This window comes from Bradyrhizobium erythrophlei (assembly GCF_900129425.1).
Lineage (GTDB): Bacteria > Pseudomonadota > Alphaproteobacteria > Rhizobiales > Xanthobacteraceae > Bradyrhizobium > Bradyrhizobium erythrophlei_C.
The window spans coordinates 170,965-189,742 of the sequence record NZ_LT670817.1; the positions used below are offsets into that span (position 1 = coordinate 170,965).

An 18,778-nucleotide genomic window follows, 5' to 3' on the forward strand; every position below is an offset into this window, starting at 1 on the left:
GACCTTACAACGGCTTCTGATATTTCAGAACGAACTCGTCGACCGGTACCGCCGGATGGAACACCGGCGCGTCCCGCGGATCTTCGGGATGGCGCAGGAACTCGGCTTCGGACGCGAGCTTGAACCCGGCGGCCTCGATTTCCTGGCGCAATGTGCTTTCCTCGATGCGATGCAGCGTCTTTGCGACGCTCGTGCCATCGCCGGGCCGCGCGGAATGGTCGGCGATGACCAGGAAGCCGCCGGGCTTCAGCGCCGCGAACATCTTCTTGTCCATCTCGGCGCGATCGACCGGCATGTAGGTGACATCGTGGTAGGCAAAGAAAAACGTGATCAGATCGAGCCCGCTGACATCAGGCGGGATCGGATCGTCAAAATTCCTGATGACATGCACGACATTTTTCATGGCGGGCTTTTGGGCGCGGATATCGAACTTGTCCTTGACGAACCGCTCGATCAGCGCCGCCGGATCCTGCGCGTAGACCACGCCGTCAGGTCCGACCGCGCGCGCCAGCAGTTCCGTGCTGTAACCGGCGTTCGCCTCCATATCCAGCACCTTCATCCCCGGTCTGGCGCCGGTGAAGGCGAGCATTTTGGCGGGCTGCCGGCGCTGATCGGTTTGCCGGTCGGCATCGCTGCGGTCGGGCGCTGCCACGATCGCCTCATAGTCTGGCGCCCTGGCGTCTTGCGCCGCCGCGCTCCAAATCGCTACCGTCGAAAGCAAAGCAAGCACGCCGAAGACGCTGGCGCGGTAATGGATCGATCTGGCCATGAAAATCCCCTGATGGTGCCTCGCGCGCAACATACCAAGGCCGGGCTCAGAGATCACGGTCTCAATCGTCCCGCGACGCGATCGTGATGTGGTTGCAGGCCGCTTTCGAAACAGCGTAAAGCGGCATTTCGCAGGCGATCTTCAGTTGCAGCGCACACGTATCCTGACAAATGCACAGTTGCATTGCCTGATACCTCACAGGTACCATTGGCCCAGGCCGAGCAACAGGCCCCGCCAACGATCCAGGGAGTGATCATGACCACGCAACCGACGCCCAAGGGCGCCTGGAAAATCACCTTTCTCCTGTTTCTCTTTATGCTGGTGAATTTCGCGGACAAGATCGTGGTCGGTCTCGCCGGCGTGCCGATCATGACCGAACTGAAGCTCGAACCGGCGCAGTTCGGCCTGCTGGGCTCCTCGTTCTTCTTCCTGTTTTCGATCTCGGCGATCGTCGTCGGTTTCATCGTCAACCGCATCGCCACGCGCTGGGTTCTTCTGGCGCTGGCGGCGGTATGGGCGCTGGCGCAGTTTCCGATGGTGGGTACGATCGGGTTCACTACGCTGCTGATCTGCCGCGTGATTCTCGGCGCCGGCGAGGGACCGGCGTTTTCGGTGGCGGCCCATTCGATCTACAAATGGTTTCCCGACGAGAAGCGAACCCTGCCCACCGCCATTCTATCGCAGGGATCGGCGTTCGGCGTGGTGCTCGCGGTGCCGGCGCTGAACTGGGTGATCGTCAACTACAACTGGCACTACGCGTTCGGCGCTCTCGGCGTAGCCGGCCTGATGTGGGTGGTGGCGTGGCTGATCCTGGGCGAGGAAGGGCCGCTGGTTCAAACCGTCGCGGCGGCGGCGGCTGAGCCTCGCATTCCCTATTTCCGGCTTCTGACCTCGCGAACCTTTATCGGCTGCTGTGCCGCGACTTTCGGCGCCTATTGGGCGCTGTCGCTGGGTCTTACCTGGTTCACGCCCTTCATCGTCAAAGGCCTCGGCTTCTCGCAACAGGACGCGGGCTGGATTTCGATCCTGCCATGGCTGTTCGGCGCCGGCATCGTGCTGCTCACGGGGTGGATTTCGCAGGTGCTGATGGCGCGCGGCGTTTCGACTCGCGGCGCGCGCGGGGTGCTTGGCTCGGTGCCCTTGATCGTCGGCGGATCGATCCTGGCGGTGCTCCCCCACGTCAACGGCGCGGGATTGCAGATCGCGCTTCTGGTGGTCGGCTCCGGGTTGTGCGGATCGATCTATGTGGTCTGTCCGCCGATGCTGGGCGAATTCACCCCGGTGTCGCAGCGCGGCGCCGTGATCGCGATCTACGGCGCGCTCTATACTCTCGCCGGCATCATCGCTCCCTCCGTCATGGGCAGCGTGATCCAGTATGCCGGTGGACTGCTGGAAGGCTACATGACCGGCTTCACCATCAACGCCGTCGTCATGGTCGTGTCCGGATTGCTCGGGCTGGCGCTGTTGTGGCCCAACACCGAGCGTGCGCGCTTGATGGGCGAAGTCGCGCAGCCGAAATTTGCGTGAGCAGCAAAATACTCTCGCGTCGTCCCTGCTTTCGCATGCTTTCGCAGGGACGAAATCGGTGTATGCCGCACGAACCCTAGTGCATACTGCGCTGCGCGCCGCGCACCAGCCGGCCTGGACGCGCGCCCGTCGCAGTTCCGTTGCGCTGCGTTACCACGCCGGAGACGATGGTGGCGTCATAGCCGTCGACCTGCTGCAGCAGACGGCGTCCGCGCACCGGAAGGTCGTAGTGGACCTTCGGCGGATGCAGATGAAGCCGGTCGTAGTCGATGACGTTGAGATCGGCCTTGTAGCCGGGCGCGATCACCCCACGATCGAACAGGCCAACCGACAACGCTGTCTTGCGCGCCTGCGCCGCCACCACGAACGGGATCGATAGTTTTTCGCCACGCTTGCGGTCGCGGGTCCAGTGCGTCAGCAGATAGGTTGGGAAGCTGGCGTCGCAGATAATGCCGCAATGGGCGCCACCGTCGCTCAGTCCCGGCACCGAATGCGGATCTTGCAGCATCTCGTGCACGGCATCGAGATTGCCGTCGGCGTAGTTCAGGAACGGCACGTAGAGCATGCCGCGGCCCTCGTCTGACAGCATCGCGTCATAGGTCAGTTCTTCCGGCTGGCATCCCCTTCGGCGGGCCTGCGCGCCCAGCGCATTTTCCGGCGGCTGTTCGTAGTCAGGGGGATCGCCGAGCAGGTACATCTTGTCGTAGTTCGGCCGGAAGAACAGCGGATCGTCGGTCGTGGTCGGCGTTTCGCTCAGGATCGCGGCGCGGACCTCGGGCTGATGCAGCCTCTTCAGGCGTTCGGCCAGCGGCAGCTTTGCGATCACCCGATAGCTCGGATGGGTCTGGAACGGGTTGCGCGACAATTCCAGTCCCAGCAACAGCCCGACCGGGCGCGCGGCGATCTGGGCGGTGATCGCCAGACCCCGCGCGGAAGCCTCGTTGATGCTGTCCAGCGTCTGGCGCCAGCGCCGCGGCGCCTTGTCGGCTTGCGTCACGGAAAACGAAATCGGGCATTTGGTGTTTTCCGCCACCCGCAGCATCATCGGCAGGTCCTCGTGGATGCTGCCCTGATCGAGCACGAATTGCAGCACGCTGCGGCCAACCTTGTGCATGGCGCCGGCGATTGCCGTCAGTTCATCCTCGCCGGCCTTCAGCGTCGGCGTATACTCGCCGGTAGAGGTGCGGTGGTTGAGGGTGCGCGAGGTCGAAAAGCCCAGCGCGCCGGCGCGCACGGCATCTTCCGCGAGCGCAGCCATCGCGCTGTTATCCTCAGATGTCGCGGGGTCGCGGTTGGCGCCGCGTTCGCCCATGACGTAGACGCGCAATGCGGCGTGCGGCAATTGTGCGCCGATGTCGACGTCGAAATTGCGTTGTGACAGCCAGTCCATGTAATCCGGGAAGCTTTCCCAGGCCCAGGGCAGCCCGGCGCTCAGCACCGGTTCGGGGATATCCTCGACGCCTTCCATCAACTGAATCAGCCGCTGATGATCCGATGGACGGCAGGGCGCAAAACCAACCCCGCAATTGCCCATGATCGCGGTGGTGACGCCATTCTGCGACGAGGGCGTGATGTCCTGGCTCCAGGTGACCTGGCCGTCATAGTGGGTGTGAAGGTCGACAAAGCCGGGCGCGACCAGTTTGCCGCGGGCATCGATCTCTTCGGTGCCTTGGCTCAGGACCCGGCCGACTTCGACGATGCGACCGTCCGATATCGCCACGTCGGCCTCAAACAGTTCGCCACCGAGGCCGTCGGCAATGCTGCCGCCGCGGATCACAAGGTCTGGATTGCTGGCCATGGCATTTCATCCCGAGATTATCTGTTGCCGCATCATGGATTGTCTCCAGATGCAGTCAACCGCCCGGGATGAGGCTCAGGGTTGCAGAAGCCCTTCGTCGAGGCCTTCGCTGACGTCTTGCGGTTTGCGGTCGGTGACGAGCGCGAGCAGGACCGTTAGCATCATGAACACGACGGAAGCGCCGAACACCCAGTGCGGCATATTCTGGTCCATGATCCAGCCGAACAGCAGCGGGCTGACAACGCCGCCGAGGTTGAAACCGGTAGAAACGATGCCGAACGCCCGTCCCGCAGCGCCGGCAGGCGCCGTGTTGCGGACCAGCATATCGCGCGAAGGCGCGATCACGCCGCCGAGGAATCCCGCCGTTCCCATCGCCGCCGTCAACAGCAGCGACGGCAGCGCGATGGTGGCGATGATCAGCACGATGACGGCGTTGACGGCAAAACAGGCCGCGGCGACTTGGCTGTGGCGCCGGGTGTAGTCGGCAAGAAAGCCGCCCGCCAGCACGCCGACAGCGCTGAAGCCGAGAAACGCCGTCAGCGCAATGTTGGCCGACGAGAATGTCACGCCATAGCCGCTCATCAGCGCCACCACGCCGAAATTGCCGATCCCAGCGTTGGACAGGTTGAGCAGCATGAAGAAGATCGTCAGCATGATCAAAGCGGGCGTAATGACGTTCTGCCGCGGGGCTCGCGCCCCATCAATCTGGCGATCGGCGGCGCTTGCATCGGGAGTGCCAAGGGCGACCAGCAGCAGCGCCACCAGCGGGCCTGCTGCGCCCGCCACGATTAGGGCGCCATGGCCGCCGGTCGTTGCCACCAGCGCAGCGACGATGGCGGGCGCGACCGCGCCGCCGAGGAATCCGGCAAAAGTGTGGATCGAAAACGCGCGGCCCATCCGCGCCTCATCCATGTGGGCCGAGAGGATCGCATAATCGGCCGGATGATAGACGCTGTTCGCGATCCCGAGCAGCACGGCGCTGGCGATCAGCCAGGCGTAGCTCAGATGCAGGCCGAGCATGATCAGCGCCAGGCCGCCCACAATGAGGCCGATCAGCAGGATTTTGCGGGCACCGATATAATCGGCGAGATAGCCGATCGGCGCTTGCGTCAGGCCGGAGACGACGGCCGAGACGGTCAGCGCGAAGCCGAGTTCGATGTAGCCGACGCCGAGTTGCTCCTTGAGAAAGGGGAACAGCATCGGCAGCACCATCAGATGAAAATGACTGACCCAATGGGCCGCCGAAATCGCCGACAGCGTACGCAGCGATGTATCGGCCTTCACTTGTTGCGGTGCGGCGAGAACGTCGACCATTGTGGATTGATACCCCGTTTGTTCCGACGGCCCGGCAGGGCCCGACGAAAATACCGGCTGGCGGTTATTTGTCCATGAATACCGCTGCATGGCAGCCCTCGCCAACGCCGCCGGAAGGGTTCGGTGCGTATTAAATTCAAAGACAAAAGCAAGCGATGCGGGAATGATCCGATATGGCCGATTCCGCGCATGTTGCAAAGCCGCTCCGGGTGCTGGTTTCCGAAGGAAACAGCACCTCGGCGCGGGAGGCTGTCACGATCCTGGGGCTTTCCGGCCACATCGTTGAGGTCTGCGATCCCAGTCCCCATGCCCTGGCGAGGTTCTCGCGGTTGGTCGCAAAATTTCATCGCTGTCCGGGTCTGCGGGACGATCCGGCCGGGTATCTCGGGTTCGTCGAGAAGCAGCTCGCGCGGCGTTTCGATGTGCTGCTGCCGATCCACGAACAGGGATTACTGTTTGCGCGGGTGCGGCAACGGCTGCAGGATCAGGTCGGTCTCGCGCTGCCGAGTTTCGAAAGCTACCGCACCGCGCACAGCAAGGCCGGCTTCAGCCGGCTGCTCGATCAACTGGGGTTGCCGCAGCCGGCAACGCAAATCGTGAAATCCGCGGATGAACTGCGCGCCGAAGTCCGGTTTCCCAGTGTCGTCAAAACCTCGGTGGGTACCGCCAGCCGCGGCATCTGGTTTGTGCGTAACGATGCCGATCTGGAAGACGCCCTGCAGGAGCTCAGCGTCAAGGGCGCGTTCGCCGACGAGGTGCTGGTGCAGGATCTCGTCGCCGGCGCAACCGAGAAAGCGCAGGCGGTGTTCTGCCGCGGCAAATTGCTTGGATTCCATGCCTACCGGCAAATCGCCGCCGGCCTGGGCGGCGGCGAGGCGATCAAGCAGAGCGTCAGCCGGCCAGTCGTGCGCACGCTGCTAGCGACGATTGGAGAAAACCTCGCCTGGCATGGAGCATTGTCGGTCGATTGCGTCCTGCCTGATGATGGCGCCACGCCGCTGCTGATCGATTGCAATCCGCGGCTGGTCGAGCCGATGAGCGCCTATCTGGCCGGTGTCGACCTCGTCGGGCTGTTGCTTCGGATCTCGCGGGGCGAAACGCCGGGGGCGGCAGCGGAAAGCCGCGCGGGCGTCCGCAGCCACCTCGCCATGCAGGCGCTGATCGGATGCGCGTCGCGGGGTGCCACGCGGCGCGACATCATGCGCGAGTGCTGGCGCCTTGCGAGCGGCGACGGACCCTACGCCGACAGCACCGAGGAATTGACGCCGCTGCGGCTCGACTGGGTCAGCGCCGTGCCGCTGGCGATGACCGCGATGGCTCTGCTGGCCGCCCCCAGGCTGGCGGTCACTCTGGCGAGACGCGGCTTTGGCGCGCACTTGCTAGATCTCGAAAGCATCCGGCGGATCGAGAGCGAGAATTTCCCGCCCGCCGCAAATCTATAGCGGCTGATCGTCGTCGCCGTGGCGATCGCGCTTCGGGGTGGCGAAGTCGCCATCCTCGAATTCCTCGTCCTCTACAACTGGAGGCGGCGGTTTCTTTGGTTTGCCGTCTTCCCTCTTGGGAAGCTCACCATTTTTGCCGGTTCCACCCATGTGCTTCCCTTTGATCGAATACTCGACATCTCGCCCAATACCCATCACAGACGCGTGTCGACCCCAATCTCACCGCTTTGACATGCATATATAAGCCGTAGTCGGAGATTCTTTCCTGCCTTTTTCCGGCGTTCAGTGTAAAGGGAGGCGCAACCAGGAGCCAATATGAAAAAGCCCAAGATCGAAGCTGAAGAGCAGCAGCCGCGTAAGATCATTCGCGCCGATAAAGCGCCGACCGACGGCTACTCGCTGGTGGTGGACGGCCATTTCAAGTCGCACCACGACACCGTCGAAGCCGCCGAGGAGGCGGGCATGGCCTTGAAGAATCAATACCAGATGCTTCAGGTGCAGGTTTACGACGCCGCGACCAAGACGCGATCGATGATCGAATGGCCGGCGCCGGCCTAGGTTTCCGAATACGGAATTCGCGGCGCCCGCTGCGATAAGTGAAGAGAACCTCCAAAGCACCGCATGTGTGCGGGTCTAGGTTCGGCGTCCGCCGCTTTGCTGCCCTGCCAGCCAATCCGCCAGTGCCGGAGCTTTTTCGCCTGACTTCTTCGACTTGGCGCGCGCCTTTTTCGGCGCGGCGGCCGGGCGGGGCGGTTCGGCAGCCTCGCGGGCGAGCCGCAACGCCTTCAGCTTCGCCATGTTGTCGGTCACGGCTTTCAGTGCGGCATCGCGGTCGGTTTTGCCGGTTTTGGCCTCGTGCGCGCTGCGTGCAGCCTTGTTGAAACGCGCATCGGCGCGGTTGCGATCTTCAGTCGTCATTTAAGTCGTCTTCTTTTTCTTGGGTTTGGCCTTGGTCTTGGCTTCGGGCGGATTGTCGCGGTCGGCGGCTTCCTTGGCCAGCCGGATCGCGCGCAGGCTCGCCGTCCGCTTCCGAATCTCGATGTCGGCTGCTGCGATATCGGCCATCGCCTTGATGCCCTCGGCATCCTGGGCGAGCTTCCGGTTCAGCCTGATCTCTTTCAACTCAGCGGCGCTTTTCGGTTCGTCGTCCATCGGATCCTCAAAATTCGCGGCGCGCATCGTCGTGCGGCGGCCTGGATGGCGATCCTACCATGCATCGGACCCGCGGAGGGCAACTTTAGGCCGTCTCCCGAGGGAAAAACCCTGCTTTTCGCGCTGAATCGGCTATCGTGGTGAAGGGCGGCCGGTCCCGCGCGACCGAATCAGGCCGGCCGCGCAGGACGTCGAGCCGATTATCCGGTCAGAACGTGGCGCCGGCCTTCAGCATGTAGGTCCGGCCAGGCAGCGGATAGGCGCTGAAGGCACCGGGCGTGAATGCGCTCGCGATCGCATAATCATAGTACAGCACGTTGAACACGTTATTGACGCTCAGCGACCAGAAGTACCGGTCATATTCTCCGCTCAGCTTGAGATCGACCGTCGCGCTGGCCGGGATCAGCGGCTGGATGTTGGGCTGATCGTTGTCCATGCGGCGGCTGCTCCAGTAACGCACCGTCGCATCGACCACGAGATATTTCTGCCAGGCATTCCAGGTGACGCCGGCACTGGCCGTGTAGCGCGACACCAGGGGGATATCGTTGCCGGCATATTGGCCTTCGCGGAATACCGCCCTTGTATAGGCGAAGCCGCCGCGCAGCAGCACGGTGTCGCTTGCACGGTAGGTCGCGCTGGTCACGGAGCCGTAACGGCGGGTGGGATCCAGATTGTAATCGATGAAATTCACCGGATCGAAATGGATCTCGTTGAGGAGGTCCATGTTGTAGATGCTCGATTGCATCTCAAACTTTCCGGCCTTGACGCGAAACCCGCCTTCGACGTCCTCTGAAGTTTGTGTCTTCAGATCGAACGACCTCGGCAGGGCGACGGTGAATGTCGGATCAAAGATCGGGGAAGCCCCAACCCTTTCGTCGACGTTAGGCGTGCGAAACGCGCTGGCAGCGTGGCCGAATACGGCAAAATAGTCGTTGAAGCGGTGTTCGATGCCGATTTGCAAGGCGTGGTTTACTTCACTGCTGTCCAGCGGGGCAATCTGTTGCTCGCCGAAATATCCCGGCGCGTTCGGGTCGAGCGTATCTCGCGCGGTCACACTGGTACGTTGGATTCGTCCGCCATATGAGAAATCGGTTGAAGGAAGGATTCCGATGGTCTGCTGCCAATAGGCGGCGAGCGACTGTTGGGTGAGATCATAAACGTCGAGCGGGGGGCTGCTTTGCATCTCGCTTCGATTGGAATGGTAGGTCGCATCGTAATAATCGATGCCGGTCAGGATCGTTGAGGGCAATCCGAACATCGGGATTTTGATGCTCAACCGGGGCGTCAGCGACCACGTCTCAAGTCGGGTATCAACATAGCTGGCGTTGAAGTCTTCCAACGGAAAGCTGCCGAAGAAGCCGGCTTGCTGCTTCTTGTCTCTCACGCCGCCGTCGACGATGAGTTCGCCGCCGTTCCACAGCGTTTTGGTGAAGCCTGCGGTCGCGTTGGCGCCCTGCTGCTTGCCATAATCGAGCGGAGTGTCGGTGCCGCTGCGGGCGGTGACGAGTTCGTTAACGCCGGTGGCCGGATCGACCAATCTGCCGCCGGGCAATCCGAGGTGCTGATTGTCGCCGGATACGTTGAAGTACGCGGTGAAGTCGGGCGTCGTATAGCGGATGTCGCCGACGCCGTTTTGCTGCGCGATAGCATTGTTGGCCCGGTATCCGTCGGAATTGTATCCGTTTCCGAAGAAGGACGTTGACCACGGTCCCTGGTTGGCGGTGACCGAAACCGCACCCAGACGCTGATTGAACGATCCGACGCCGGCTTCGGCGCGCAGCGAAATCGGCGGCCCGCTGATGCCGGTCTTGGTGACGATATTGATGACGCCGCCGACCGCATTGTCGCCGTACAGCACCGCGCCGGCGTTGCCTTGGGTGATTTCAATGCGCTGGATCGAATCGCGTGGAATGGTTGAGAAGTCCACGCCCTGCAGATCGATGTCATTCACCCTGCGACCGTTGATGAGAAGCAGTGTGTTGGCGGTCGCGAACGCACCAAATCCGCGCAAATCGACGCTGGTCCCCGTGCCGTTCAGGCCGCCATACAAGCTCGTCAATTGCACGCCGGGCGTTTGCCCGATGATTTCCGGCAGAGTATGCGCCGGCGAGTGGGCGATATCTTCCGCGGTGATGACCGTTGTCGATGCGCCGACGATGCCGGCAAATTGCCTGACCGGCGTTGGCTCGCGGGTGGGCGAGGGGTTCGGGTTGCCGGGCGGCGAAGTGCTCGGCGCCACGCGGGGCGGTCCATAACCGTCGTCGGATATCGGTTTGGCGCGGGTTCGGGTCTCGTCCACGGGCGGGCTGACCTGGATCGGCGGCAGTTGCTCCGGGGAAGCCTGCTGCCCCTTGGCGGCGGAAATACCCAGCGAGAGAACAGGCATAAGAAAGCTTGAAGCAAGCCAACGGCTGCGACGCCGTGCAGCTTTGAGAATGAAAGGCATGGTTCGGTCTCGGTATGACGTCAGTGGCACGTCACAGCGAACCAAGCTCACCCCTGTGCTTGCGCACCGCTGGTGAAGCTAATGTCTGTACTCCCCGACCGACATCTTCGCGTGTGACCACGGCTGACGGCAGGTCTCCTGGCTCGCGGGTCGATACCTTGCGTCGCCTTCCCAGGACCGAGATTCCCAGTGGCATATGACGAAAGATTCACCGCTTACAGTTGCGGGGGCAGCCGCGGCATAGGGGAAGTTTCCCCGCACCGCATTCCCTTTTGATCCCCCAAACAGGGAACCGTCACGGTTATCTAGAATTTTGTCGGGCGCAGAGTCAATGCCGTTCGGGCTCGGGCTCTCGCCGTCAGCGGGCGCGCATTTTATTCGGAGGCAGCTTGTGCCCGACCTCAATCCTTGTATGAGCATTGCAAGCGACGCGACCTTGCCGCTTGAGGACAATCGATGAGCGTTCAGAACGTCATGGCGACGGCTGACATCGCGGCGCGCCGGCGCGCGAGTGTGATGGCCACACTTGTTATCCTCGTCGTTCTGCTGGTGCTGGTCTCGCTCGGGACCGGCCCGGTGCGGCTGTCGCCGGCCGCCGTGATCGATGCCCTGTTCGGCGGCGGCAGCGACGTGCAGCAGGTGATCGTGCGGGAAATCCGGCTGCCGCGAACGATTCTGGGATTTGCCATCGGCGCCATTCTCGGCCTGTCCGGCGCGGCGTTGCAGGGATTGCTGCGCAATCCGCTGGCGTCGCCGTCGCTGTTCGGCGCGCCGCAGTCGGCCGCGTTCGGCGCGGTGCTGGTGATTTCGCTTGGCCTTGCCGACGTGCGATCCTGGGCGCTGCCTACAGCGGCTGTCGCGATGGCATTTGCCTCGGTATTCGTGCTGATGGCGATCGCAGGCCGCAACGCGGGGCTGCTGATTCTCATTCTGGCGGGCCTTGCGATTTCGAGCCTGGCGGGGGCTGCGACCGCGCTGGTGATGAACCTGTCCAGCAATCCGTTTGTGGCGCTCGAAATTGCGTTCTGGCTGCTCGGCTCGCTGGAAGACCGCAGCTTTCGTCATGTCGTGCTGGCGCTGCCGTTCATCGTCGCCGGCGCGATCATTCTGTGGAGCCAGCGCAACGCCTTCCGCGCGCTCAGCCTCGGCGAGGAGACGGCGCAAAGCCTTGGCGTCGATGTCGGCCGCTTGCGGCTGATGGTGATCACGGGCGTCGCGCTCGGCGTCGGCGGCGGGGTCGCCGTGTCAGGCTCGATCGGCTTCATCGGCCTGGTCGCGCCGCATCTGATGCGGCCGCTGATCGGCCACGATCCGGCGCGGCTACTGGTTCCGAGCGCGCTCACCGGCGCCGCGCTGCTCTTGGCGGCCGATATTGCCGTGCGCATCATTCCATCGACCTCTGATATCAAGGTCGGCGTGCTGACCTCGATTATCGGCGTGCCGTTTTTCCTCTATCTGATCATGCGCGAACGGCGCGCACTCGGCGGGAGCGTCGCATGACCGCCCCGATCCTCCTCGCCGCGCAGGGCCTGAACGTAAAACTGGCGGGCCGCGTCGTGCTGACCGATATCTCGCTTGCGCTGTCGCCGGGACACCTGGTGGCGCTGGTCGGACCGAACGGGGCCGGCAAGACCACGCTGCTGCGGGCTTTGGCGGGACTGGTGCCCTCGGACGGCGCCATCGAGGTCGGCGGTGAAGCCTTGGCGTCGCTTGCCTTGCGCGAACGCGCGCGGCGGTTTGCCTATCTGCCGCAGGGCCATATCGTGCACTGGCCGCTGCCGGCACGCGATATCGTGGCACTCGGCCGCTATCCGTATGGTGCGACCGATCCGGCGCGACTGTCTCCGAAAGATACCGATGCGGTGCTGCGGGCGATGCGGGCCGCCGATGTCATGGAGTTCAGCGATCGCCGTGTCACCGAATTGTCCGGCGGCGAGCGCAGCCGGGTCGCGCTGGCGCGCGTGCTCGCGGTGGAAGCGCCGGTGATTTTGGCGGATGAGCCGACATCCTCGCTCGATCCACGCCACCAGATCGATGTCATGAAAACCCTGCGCGCGGCCGCTGACCAGGGCACGCTGGTGATAGTGGTGACGCACGATCTCGGGCTTGCCGCGCGATTTGCCGATACCATTCTGGTGCTGTCGGACGGCCGGCTGGTGTCGCAGGGCGCCCCGGGCGATGCCCTGTCGGAACAGGTGATGGCCGACGTTTTCCGGATCAGTGCCTATCGCGCGCAATATCAGCGCGAGGCGGTGATCGTGCCATGGGCGGAGATTTGAGCGGACATGAGCCGACGCCTCGGATTTCTATCCCGATCGATCGCCGCCGCGGCTGTCGCGATGCTCGGCGGCCTATCCTTTATGCCCGCGCTCGCGGCCGGCCTGCCGCGCATCGCGTCGATGAATGTCTGCACCGATCAGCTTTTGCTCACGCTGGCCGATCCCGGCCAGATCCTCGGTCTCAGCCGTTACTCGCGTGAAAAGTTTCAGTCATGGGCGGCGGATGATGCGCGCCGCTACCGGATTTTGTCGGGCGGCGCCGAAGACATTCTAGTGCTGCACCCCGATGTCGTTGTCGCCAGCCTGTTTGACAAACGCTCGACGCGCGAACTTCTGAAGCAGCAGGGGCTTCACCTCGCCGAATTTGCCGTACCGCGCAGCCTCGATGAAGCGAAAGCCCAGATCCGCAGGATGGGCGACATCACCGGTCATCCGGATCGCGCGGCGGCGGAAATCGCACGGCTCGATGCGGCGATCGCCCGGGCGCGCCGGGCCGTGGCGGACAAACGCTATACCGTGTTGCCGCTGTCGCGGCGCGGCTGGGTGTCCGGCAGCGACAGCCTGGTCAGTTCGCTGCTGGCCGAAACCGGGTTGTTCAACGCCGCCGGCGACCTCGGCGTCAGCTTCGGCGGCTACGCGTCGCTGGAGGCGATCGTCAGCCTGCGGCCCGATTTCATCGTGGTGTCGGATGCCGGCGATTATGCCGCGGATGACGGCAGCGCGTTTCTGCTGCATCCGGCGCTCGAACGTTTCTATCCGCTGGCAAAGCGCATCGTGATTCCGGAACAGCTGACCGTCTGCGGCGGCGTGATGCTGGCCGACGCGCTGGACGTGCTGGTGAAAGAGCTGAAGCGGGTGGAGCGTTAACATCACCGGCCAAACCGCTTCGCAGGGACGACGACTTATCTTGTCAGCACCGGGCCGCCGGCTTTCTTCCAGGCATCCATGCCGCCGGCGACGTGGGCGGTGTTGGCGAGGCCCGCTTCCTTCGCTGCCGCGACGGCCATGGCCGAGCGTTCGCCGAATGCGCAGAAGAACACGATGCGCCGTCCGCTTGCGGCGGCCACCTCGCGCAGCATGCCGCCGGGCTGCAGGCTTTCGGCGATCGCGGGATAGGGCGCGTGCAGCGCGCCCGGCAGCATGCCGTGCTTGGCGCGTTCGCTGTTCTCGCGCAGATCGACCAGCAGGATATCGGGCCGGCCGAGGTTCTCGATGGCCTCGCGCGCGCTGAGCGCTTGGCCTTGTTTGGCCAGATCGTCCTGATGCAGGCCGACATGCATGTTGGCCGGCACCACCACATCCATCAGTTTCGGATTGGGCAGATTGAGGTTGCCCATCAGCTCGACATATTCGTCTACCGAGCGCACCTGCAGCCGCGGATTGTAGCGCTTTTCCTCGCCGATGGTGGAGACGGTGTCGCCCTTGTAATCGTGGGCGGGAAACACCATGGTTTCATCCGGCAGTTTTAGCAGCCGGCCGAAAATGGAATCGTATTGCGCCCGCGCGCTGCCGTTCTGGAAATCGGTGCGCCCGGTGCCGCGGATCAGCAGCGTATCGCCGGTGAAGACGCGGTCGCCCATCAGATAGCTGTAGGAATCGTCGGTATGGCCGGGCGTGTACAGGACGTCGAGGCCGAGGCCCTCGATCATCACCTTGTCGCCGTCGGCGACCCGCATCGCTACCACGTCGGCCTTGCTCTGCTCGCCCATGATGGTGACGCAGTGGGTGCGGTCGCGCAGTTCGCCGAGCCCGGTGACGTGGTCGGCGTGCAGATGGGTATCGACGGCCTTGACCAGCCGAAGATCGAGCTCGCGCAGCAACTGGCAGTAGCGATCGACCTTCTCCAGCACCGGATCGAGGATCAGCGCCTCGCCGCCGGCGCGGCTGGCGAGCAGATAGCTGTAGGTTCCTGAAACGCTGTCGAACAGTTGGCGAAAGATCATGGCTGGCAGGCCTGTGAATTGGTTCCCGATAAAAGCCTAGGGCCGGACATAACTCCAGCCCCGCTCCTGCAATTCCATCAGGTGGACCACCCCGGAAGGAACCACCGACGCGTCGGGCAGAATCGAGATAGCGTGGCCTTCGGCCTTTTCCATACCCTGCTTGGTGTTGTTGCAGGCCGAAAACACGATCTTGCCGGGAAACACCATGTCCTTGAGCCGCTTGATCCGGTCCTGCACCGGCGATGTGTCGGCCCTCAGCATATGCAGGCCGGGACCATAGGCGACGACGTCGATGTCGACGTCCTCGTTTTTGGTGCGGTAATATTCGATCACGGCATTGACGTTGTTCAGCGCCAAATTCATGACCTGCGGGTCGTTCTGGTCGACCTGCACGGCGATGTGATGCGTTTTGCCGTCGGCCGCCGCACTGGCCGAGGCGAATGCCATCGACATCAGGGCACCGCAAGCAAATAGACGAATAAAGCCGCGCATGGTCAGAACTCCTTAAGGTCTCACCAATGTATAGCCGTTTTCGGTCAGCAACAGTATCTGTCCGACGCCGACCTGGACCGGGGTCGCGACGGGAATGATTTCCGGCCTATGTCCGGTTTCGCGCTCGATGGTATCCACGGTGTTGAGGCAGACGTCGAAGCGCACGCCTTGCGCCACCAGGCTCTCGACCAGTTTGCGGTTGGTATTGTCGGTGCGCAGCAAGTCGATTCCCGGACCGAACGTCACCACCTCGATCGCGACCTTGTCCGGATCGTAGGCCTTGAGCAGGTTATAGGCGACGCTGATCACCAAGCCTTGCTTTTTGGGGTCATTGTCCGAGAGTTGCAAGGCGATGCGGTGCTCGGCGAAGGGTTTGTCCGGCAGCGTCGCCGGCTGGGCCCGGGCGATCGGCGAGACCGTCGCTGCCATCAGCGCCGCCAGCGCAACGCTGCGGAGGGCAACGATCAACCGTCGGTGTCTGGTCAAAGGTTTCATCCCTGTCCTGTGATGCCCGGGTTGTCGTCGACACCCCTGAGCGTGACGCTGGCCCCGCGCGGTTCCGGCGTTTTGCCGGAAGCGAGATGTTTGGCGAAGACATCCCACACCGGCGTTCCCGTTTGCTCGTTGACGGAAGCCCATCCCGCCACCTTGTAGCGCTTGCCGGCCGCAAGCGAGCGGCCATTGTCGAGTTTCAGCTCCGAAATCCGCCGCCCGGCGGATTCGCCCGGTGTGCAGGTGTAGGCAAAACCGCCGACCCGGACCATGTCGCCGCCCTGCTGATAATAGGGGTCGGCATTGAACAGATTGTCGCAGACGTCTTCGAGAATATCCTTGATCTGGCTGCCGGTCATGCGCTGAACGTAGGTTTCAGGGTAGGTAATGGCGGTCTCGGACAGCACGTGTTCCATTGTCACCGGCTGGCCCGGCAATACGCTTGAGCCCCAGCGAAACCCCGGCGACAAAGCAATCTCGGCGTCGAGCTGGCCGCGCAGCGCATCGCAGATCAGTTGATCCACCGTGCCGCCGAAATTGCCACGGCGATAGAGCAGCCGGTCCGATGTCGCGATCTTCTCGGTGTAGGCTGCCGCATGGGGCTCACGCATTTTTTCGATCAGCGCGGCCATCGCGGCATCCGGCTTGAGCAATTCCGAGAATACCGGCAGCAGGCGGTAGCGCACGTCGCTGACACGGCCTTTGGCCAGTTCGAGATCGAGGACGCCCAAAAATTTTCCGCTGGAGCCAGCATTGGTGACCAGCGTGGTGTCGCCGGCATTGGTCACGGCAATCGGCTGCGGAACGGCGTCATGGGTATGGCCTCCGAGGATGACGTCGATACCGGTAACACGGCTGGCAAGCTTGAGATCGACATCCATGCCGTTATGCGACAACAGCAGGACCGCATCGACCTTGTCGTTGTTTCGCAGCGTATTGACCAGCTTCTGCAATTCGTCGTCGCGGATCCCGAAGGTCCAGTCCGGCGTGAAGCGTTTGGGGTGCGCGATCGGCACATAGGGAAACGCCTGCCCGATCACGGCCACGCGGTGGCCGCCGATCTCCTTGATGGTGGCCGGCTTGAATACCCGACCCGAGGCGGGATCGAAGGCTTTGGCGTCGTTGAACGCGGCTTCCTCGGTGAGGTAGACGTTCTGCGCCAGAAATTCGCCCTTGAAGCGCGCAAGGTTGCTGCGCAGCGCCGCTTCGCCATAGGTGAATTCCCAGTGGCCGGTCATCGCCTCGATGCCGAGAAGATTCGCAGCCTCCACCATGTCGGCGCCCTGCATGGTATTGGCCAGGCCAGAGCCCTGCCACAGATCGCCGCCGTCGAGCAGCAGCGAGCGCCCGGTCCCGGCATCGTTGCGCAGGCGGTCGATCAGCGTCTTCAGATGCGCGAAGCCGCCGAGCTTGCCGAATCGAAGCGCGGATTTCTCGAAATCGAGGCAGGTGAAGGCGTAGGCGTCGGCGCTATCCGACCGGATGCCAAATCGATCGAGAAAGGCGCGACCCACCAGATGCGGCGGCTTTCCGGCCATTGCGCCGATTCCGAGATTGACGCTCGGTTCGCGAAAAAAAACCGGCAGCAGCTGCGCATGCGTGTCGGTCATATGCAGGATGCGTGCGTTGCCGAAACGCTCGAAATCGTAGACGCCGGCAGTGTCGGCGGCGCGCGCCAGGCGCGGCAGTCCGCCTGCGAGCGCGGCAGCGCCCGTGAATTTGATAAAATCGCGGCGGCGGATGGTCATTGCGATGTCTTCGCGCCTCCAGATTCTGATGCGATAGGGTTAAATCGGATCAGAATCTCATCACTTTGTTTGAGCATGATCTTTTCCGAGAACCGCGTCCCGCTCTTCCGGATCATGCTCCAGCCTTCAGCGTATTTCGATCGCTTTCCAGGCTTCTTTCTCGCTATTGGCCTGGTAGATCGAAGCCTTGGCCAGCGCCTCGGCTTCCCTGGACGATGCCACCGCCTGGTCGAAATCGCCCTTCTCGGCGGCTTTTTTGGCGTCGGCCAAAGCGCTGGCGGTCACGGTCCATTGATCGCGCAAGGCGCCCGCTTCCTTGTTGGCGGCTTCCGCGGCGGCGTAGGCGGCCTTGAAATCGTCTTCGGAGCTTGCGGCAAGCGTGGATGTCGCGCCCATGATCAGCAGCACCGCGGCCAGCAAGAGGGTGGATTTCAGCATGTTGGCGCTCGATTTTGTCATGCTCACGGCCGCGCGCCCGGACCGGAAATCGGCAGCCCGTTGCTGACATAGGACAGGTAATATTCGAGATCGCGGTATTCGTCGGCCTGCGGAGCGAGCGGGACGCCGCGGGTCTGGATGTTGCAGGTGATGAAGCGCCGGCTGATCGTGCCCATGCCGCCCCATTCGGAGCGGTAGATCGGCATCGCATTCAGGATGCCGAGCGCGGGTGCGAGGATTTCAGCGCGGATCCGTTCGCCCGGATTCTGTACGTGGCAGGACGCGCAGGAAAAATTCAGTTGGCCGCGCCGTGTATAGAAATAGCGTTTGCCGTTTTCGTAAGCCTCTAGCGCGCGCGGATCGCTGGGGATCTTGATGTCAAATGGCTTGCCGCGCGAGGTGAACGCCATATAGGCGGTCAGGGCGGCCATGTCGTCCTTCACATAGGACAACGGCGTCTCGCCATTGGCCTCGCGGCAGCGGTTCAGCGCCAGTTCAAGGGTGACGACCTTGCCTTCCTTCTGATCGAAGGTGGGATAGTTCTGGCGAACGCCGATACCGCCGTTCGGAAAGCAATCGGCATAGCTCTTGCCGTTCTTGAACGGCTTTGCGAACATCTCCTTGCCCGCTTCGAGCGAGAATTCGTAAGGCGGGAATTGTTCTTTTTCTTCCCACTGCCGGTGCATGTCCTCATTCAGCGAATAGGGACCATTGACGAAATCCTCCGGCTTCAGCTTGGGGAATTTTTGGGTGAAGTAGTTCCGGAACGCTTTCGCATCGGCCGCCGGATCCGGCGTGTCGGCGGCGAGCGCGGATCGCCCGGGGGCAAACGCCAGCGCTGCCAGCGCGAGAGCGGCCGAGGCAAAATGGATCGCAGATCGCACGTTCACTACTCCGCCCATGGCGCTTTCAAGCGAAGCCCCGCCCCGCACTTGATG

The 18,778-nt window shown here is 63.0% G+C and carries 19 protein-coding genes and 1 riboswitch; of the genes, 6 read left to right on the top strand and 13 right to left on the bottom strand.

The window, feature by feature from the left end; all coding sequences use genetic code 11:
- Positions 1-4: 4 nt before the first annotated feature.
- Entirely contained in the window at positions 5-769 is a 765-nt protein-coding gene (locus tag B5527_RS00735; protein ID WP_079606956.1) for a class I SAM-dependent methyltransferase, read from the bottom strand.
- 255 nt (positions 770-1,024) lie between these two features.
- Here B5527_RS00735 and B5527_RS00740 point away from each other — a divergent pair, with 255 nt between their 5' ends.
- Positions 1,025-2,296, top strand: coding sequence for an MFS transporter (locus B5527_RS00740; RefSeq protein WP_079606957.1), 1,272 nt, complete (start codon positions 1,025-1,027; stop codon positions 2,294-2,296).
- Between the two features lie 76 nt (positions 2,297-2,372).
- On the opposite strand, the gene B5527_RS00745 is transcribed toward B5527_RS00740, so the two are convergent.
- Positions 2,373-4,094: an N-acyl-D-amino-acid deacylase family protein gene (locus B5527_RS00745; protein WP_079599592.1), complete on the bottom strand. Its 1,722-nt coding sequence runs from the start codon at positions 4,092-4,094 to the stop codon at positions 2,373-2,375.
- 75 nt (positions 4,095-4,169) lie between these two features.
- Complete coding sequence (locus B5527_RS00750) at positions 4,170-5,408, bottom strand: MFS transporter (protein WP_079599593.1); 1,239 nt, start codon at positions 5,406-5,408, stop codon at positions 4,170-4,172.
- A gap of 173 nt (positions 5,409-5,581) precedes the next feature.
- On the opposite strand from B5527_RS00750, the gene B5527_RS00755 reads away from it, so the two are divergent.
- On the top strand, positions 5,582-6,850 hold the full coding sequence (locus B5527_RS00755; RefSeq protein ID WP_079599594.1) for an ATP-grasp domain-containing protein: 1,269 nt from the start codon (positions 5,582-5,584) through the stop codon (positions 6,848-6,850).
- On the opposite strand, the gene B5527_RS00760 is transcribed toward B5527_RS00755, so the two are convergent.
- Complete coding sequence (locus tag B5527_RS00760; RefSeq protein ID WP_079599595.1) at positions 6,845-7,045, bottom strand: hypothetical protein; 201 nt, start codon at positions 7,043-7,045, stop codon at positions 6,845-6,847. The two genes, B5527_RS00755 and B5527_RS00760, sit on opposite strands and share 6 nt — an antisense overlap.
- Before the next feature lie 120 nt (positions 7,046-7,165).
- Between B5527_RS00760 and B5527_RS00765 the strand changes: the two genes are divergently transcribed.
- Positions 7,166-7,408 (top strand): hypothetical protein, encoded by a 243-nt coding sequence (locus tag B5527_RS00765; protein ID WP_079599596.1) that lies wholly within the window; start codon positions 7,166-7,168, stop codon positions 7,406-7,408.
- A gap of 75 nt (positions 7,409-7,483) precedes the next feature.
- Here the strand turns inward: B5527_RS00765 and B5527_RS00770 are convergent, their stop codons facing one another.
- The 3 genes from B5527_RS00770 to B5527_RS00780 form a co-directional block, all read right to left on the bottom strand.
- A complete protein-coding gene (locus B5527_RS00770; protein WP_079599597.1) occupies positions 7,484-7,768 on the bottom strand; it encodes a hypothetical protein in 285 nt (94 codons plus the stop codon).
- Positions 7,769-8,002: a transcriptional regulator gene (locus tag B5527_RS00775; protein ID WP_154071917.1), complete on the bottom strand. Its 234-nt coding sequence runs from the start codon at positions 8,000-8,002 to the stop codon at positions 7,769-7,771.
- A gap of 208 nt (positions 8,003-8,210) precedes the next feature.
- Positions 8,211-10,388 (bottom strand): TonB-dependent receptor, encoded by a 2,178-nt coding sequence (locus B5527_RS00780; protein WP_245332460.1) that lies wholly within the window; start codon positions 10,386-10,388, stop codon positions 8,211-8,213.
- A 171-nt stretch (positions 10,389-10,559) separates the two neighbouring features.
- Positions 10,560-10,760: riboswitch (cobalamin riboswitch) on the bottom strand.
- A gap of 144 nt (positions 10,761-10,904) precedes the next feature.
- Here B5527_RS00780 and B5527_RS00785 point away from each other — a divergent pair.
- Genes B5527_RS00785 through B5527_RS00795 form a run of 3 tightly spaced genes read left to right on the top strand, consistent with a single transcriptional unit; the run spans position 10,905 to position 13,594 of the window.
- Positions 10,905-11,948, top strand: a complete 1,044-nt coding sequence (locus B5527_RS00785; protein WP_172842441.1) for a FecCD family ABC transporter permease — start codon at positions 10,905-10,907, stop codon at positions 11,946-11,948.
- A complete protein-coding gene (locus B5527_RS00790) occupies positions 11,945-12,727 on the top strand; it encodes an ABC transporter ATP-binding protein (RefSeq protein WP_079599600.1) in 783 nt (260 codons plus the stop codon). Before B5527_RS00785 ends, B5527_RS00790 begins: the two co-directional genes overlap by 4 nt.
- Positions 12,728-12,733: 6 nt before the next feature.
- On the top strand, positions 12,734-13,594 hold the full coding sequence (locus B5527_RS00795) for an ABC transporter substrate-binding protein (protein WP_245332461.1): 861 nt from the start codon (positions 12,734-12,736) through the stop codon (positions 13,592-13,594).
- Positions 13,595-13,629: 35 nt separating this feature from the next.
- Here B5527_RS00795 and B5527_RS00800 read toward each other — a convergent pair whose 3' ends face one another.
- The 6 genes from B5527_RS00800 to soxA form a co-directional block, all read right to left on the bottom strand.
- Positions 13,630-14,670, bottom strand: coding sequence for an MBL fold metallo-hydrolase (locus B5527_RS00800; RefSeq protein WP_079599601.1), 1,041 nt, complete (start codon positions 14,668-14,670; stop codon positions 13,630-13,632).
- Between the two features lie 36 nt (positions 14,671-14,706).
- Positions 14,707-15,162 carry a DsrE family protein gene (locus tag B5527_RS00805; RefSeq protein WP_079599602.1) on the bottom strand — a complete coding sequence of 152 codons (456 nt, stop codon included), beginning with the start codon at positions 15,160-15,162 and terminating at the stop codon, positions 14,707-14,709.
- Positions 15,163-15,174: 12 nt separating this feature from the next.
- A complete protein-coding gene (locus B5527_RS00810; RefSeq protein WP_079606960.1) occupies positions 15,175-15,591 on the bottom strand; it encodes a hypothetical protein in 417 nt (138 codons plus the stop codon).
- 62 nt (positions 15,592-15,653) lie between these two features.
- Positions 15,654-17,402, bottom strand: coding sequence for a thiosulfohydrolase SoxB (soxB, locus tag B5527_RS00815; protein WP_079599603.1), 1,749 nt, complete (start codon positions 17,400-17,402; stop codon positions 15,654-15,656).
- A 126-nt stretch (positions 17,403-17,528) separates the two neighbouring features.
- A complete protein-coding gene (locus tag B5527_RS00820; RefSeq protein ID WP_079606961.1) occupies positions 17,529-17,837 on the bottom strand; it encodes a hypothetical protein in 309 nt (102 codons plus the stop codon).
- Positions 17,838-17,863: 26 nt separating this feature from the next.
- Positions 17,864-18,742: a sulfur oxidation c-type cytochrome SoxA gene (gene soxA, locus B5527_RS00825; RefSeq protein WP_079599604.1), complete on the bottom strand. Its 879-nt coding sequence runs from the start codon at positions 18,740-18,742 to the stop codon at positions 17,864-17,866.
- Positions 18,743-18,778 lie beyond the last annotated feature (36 nt).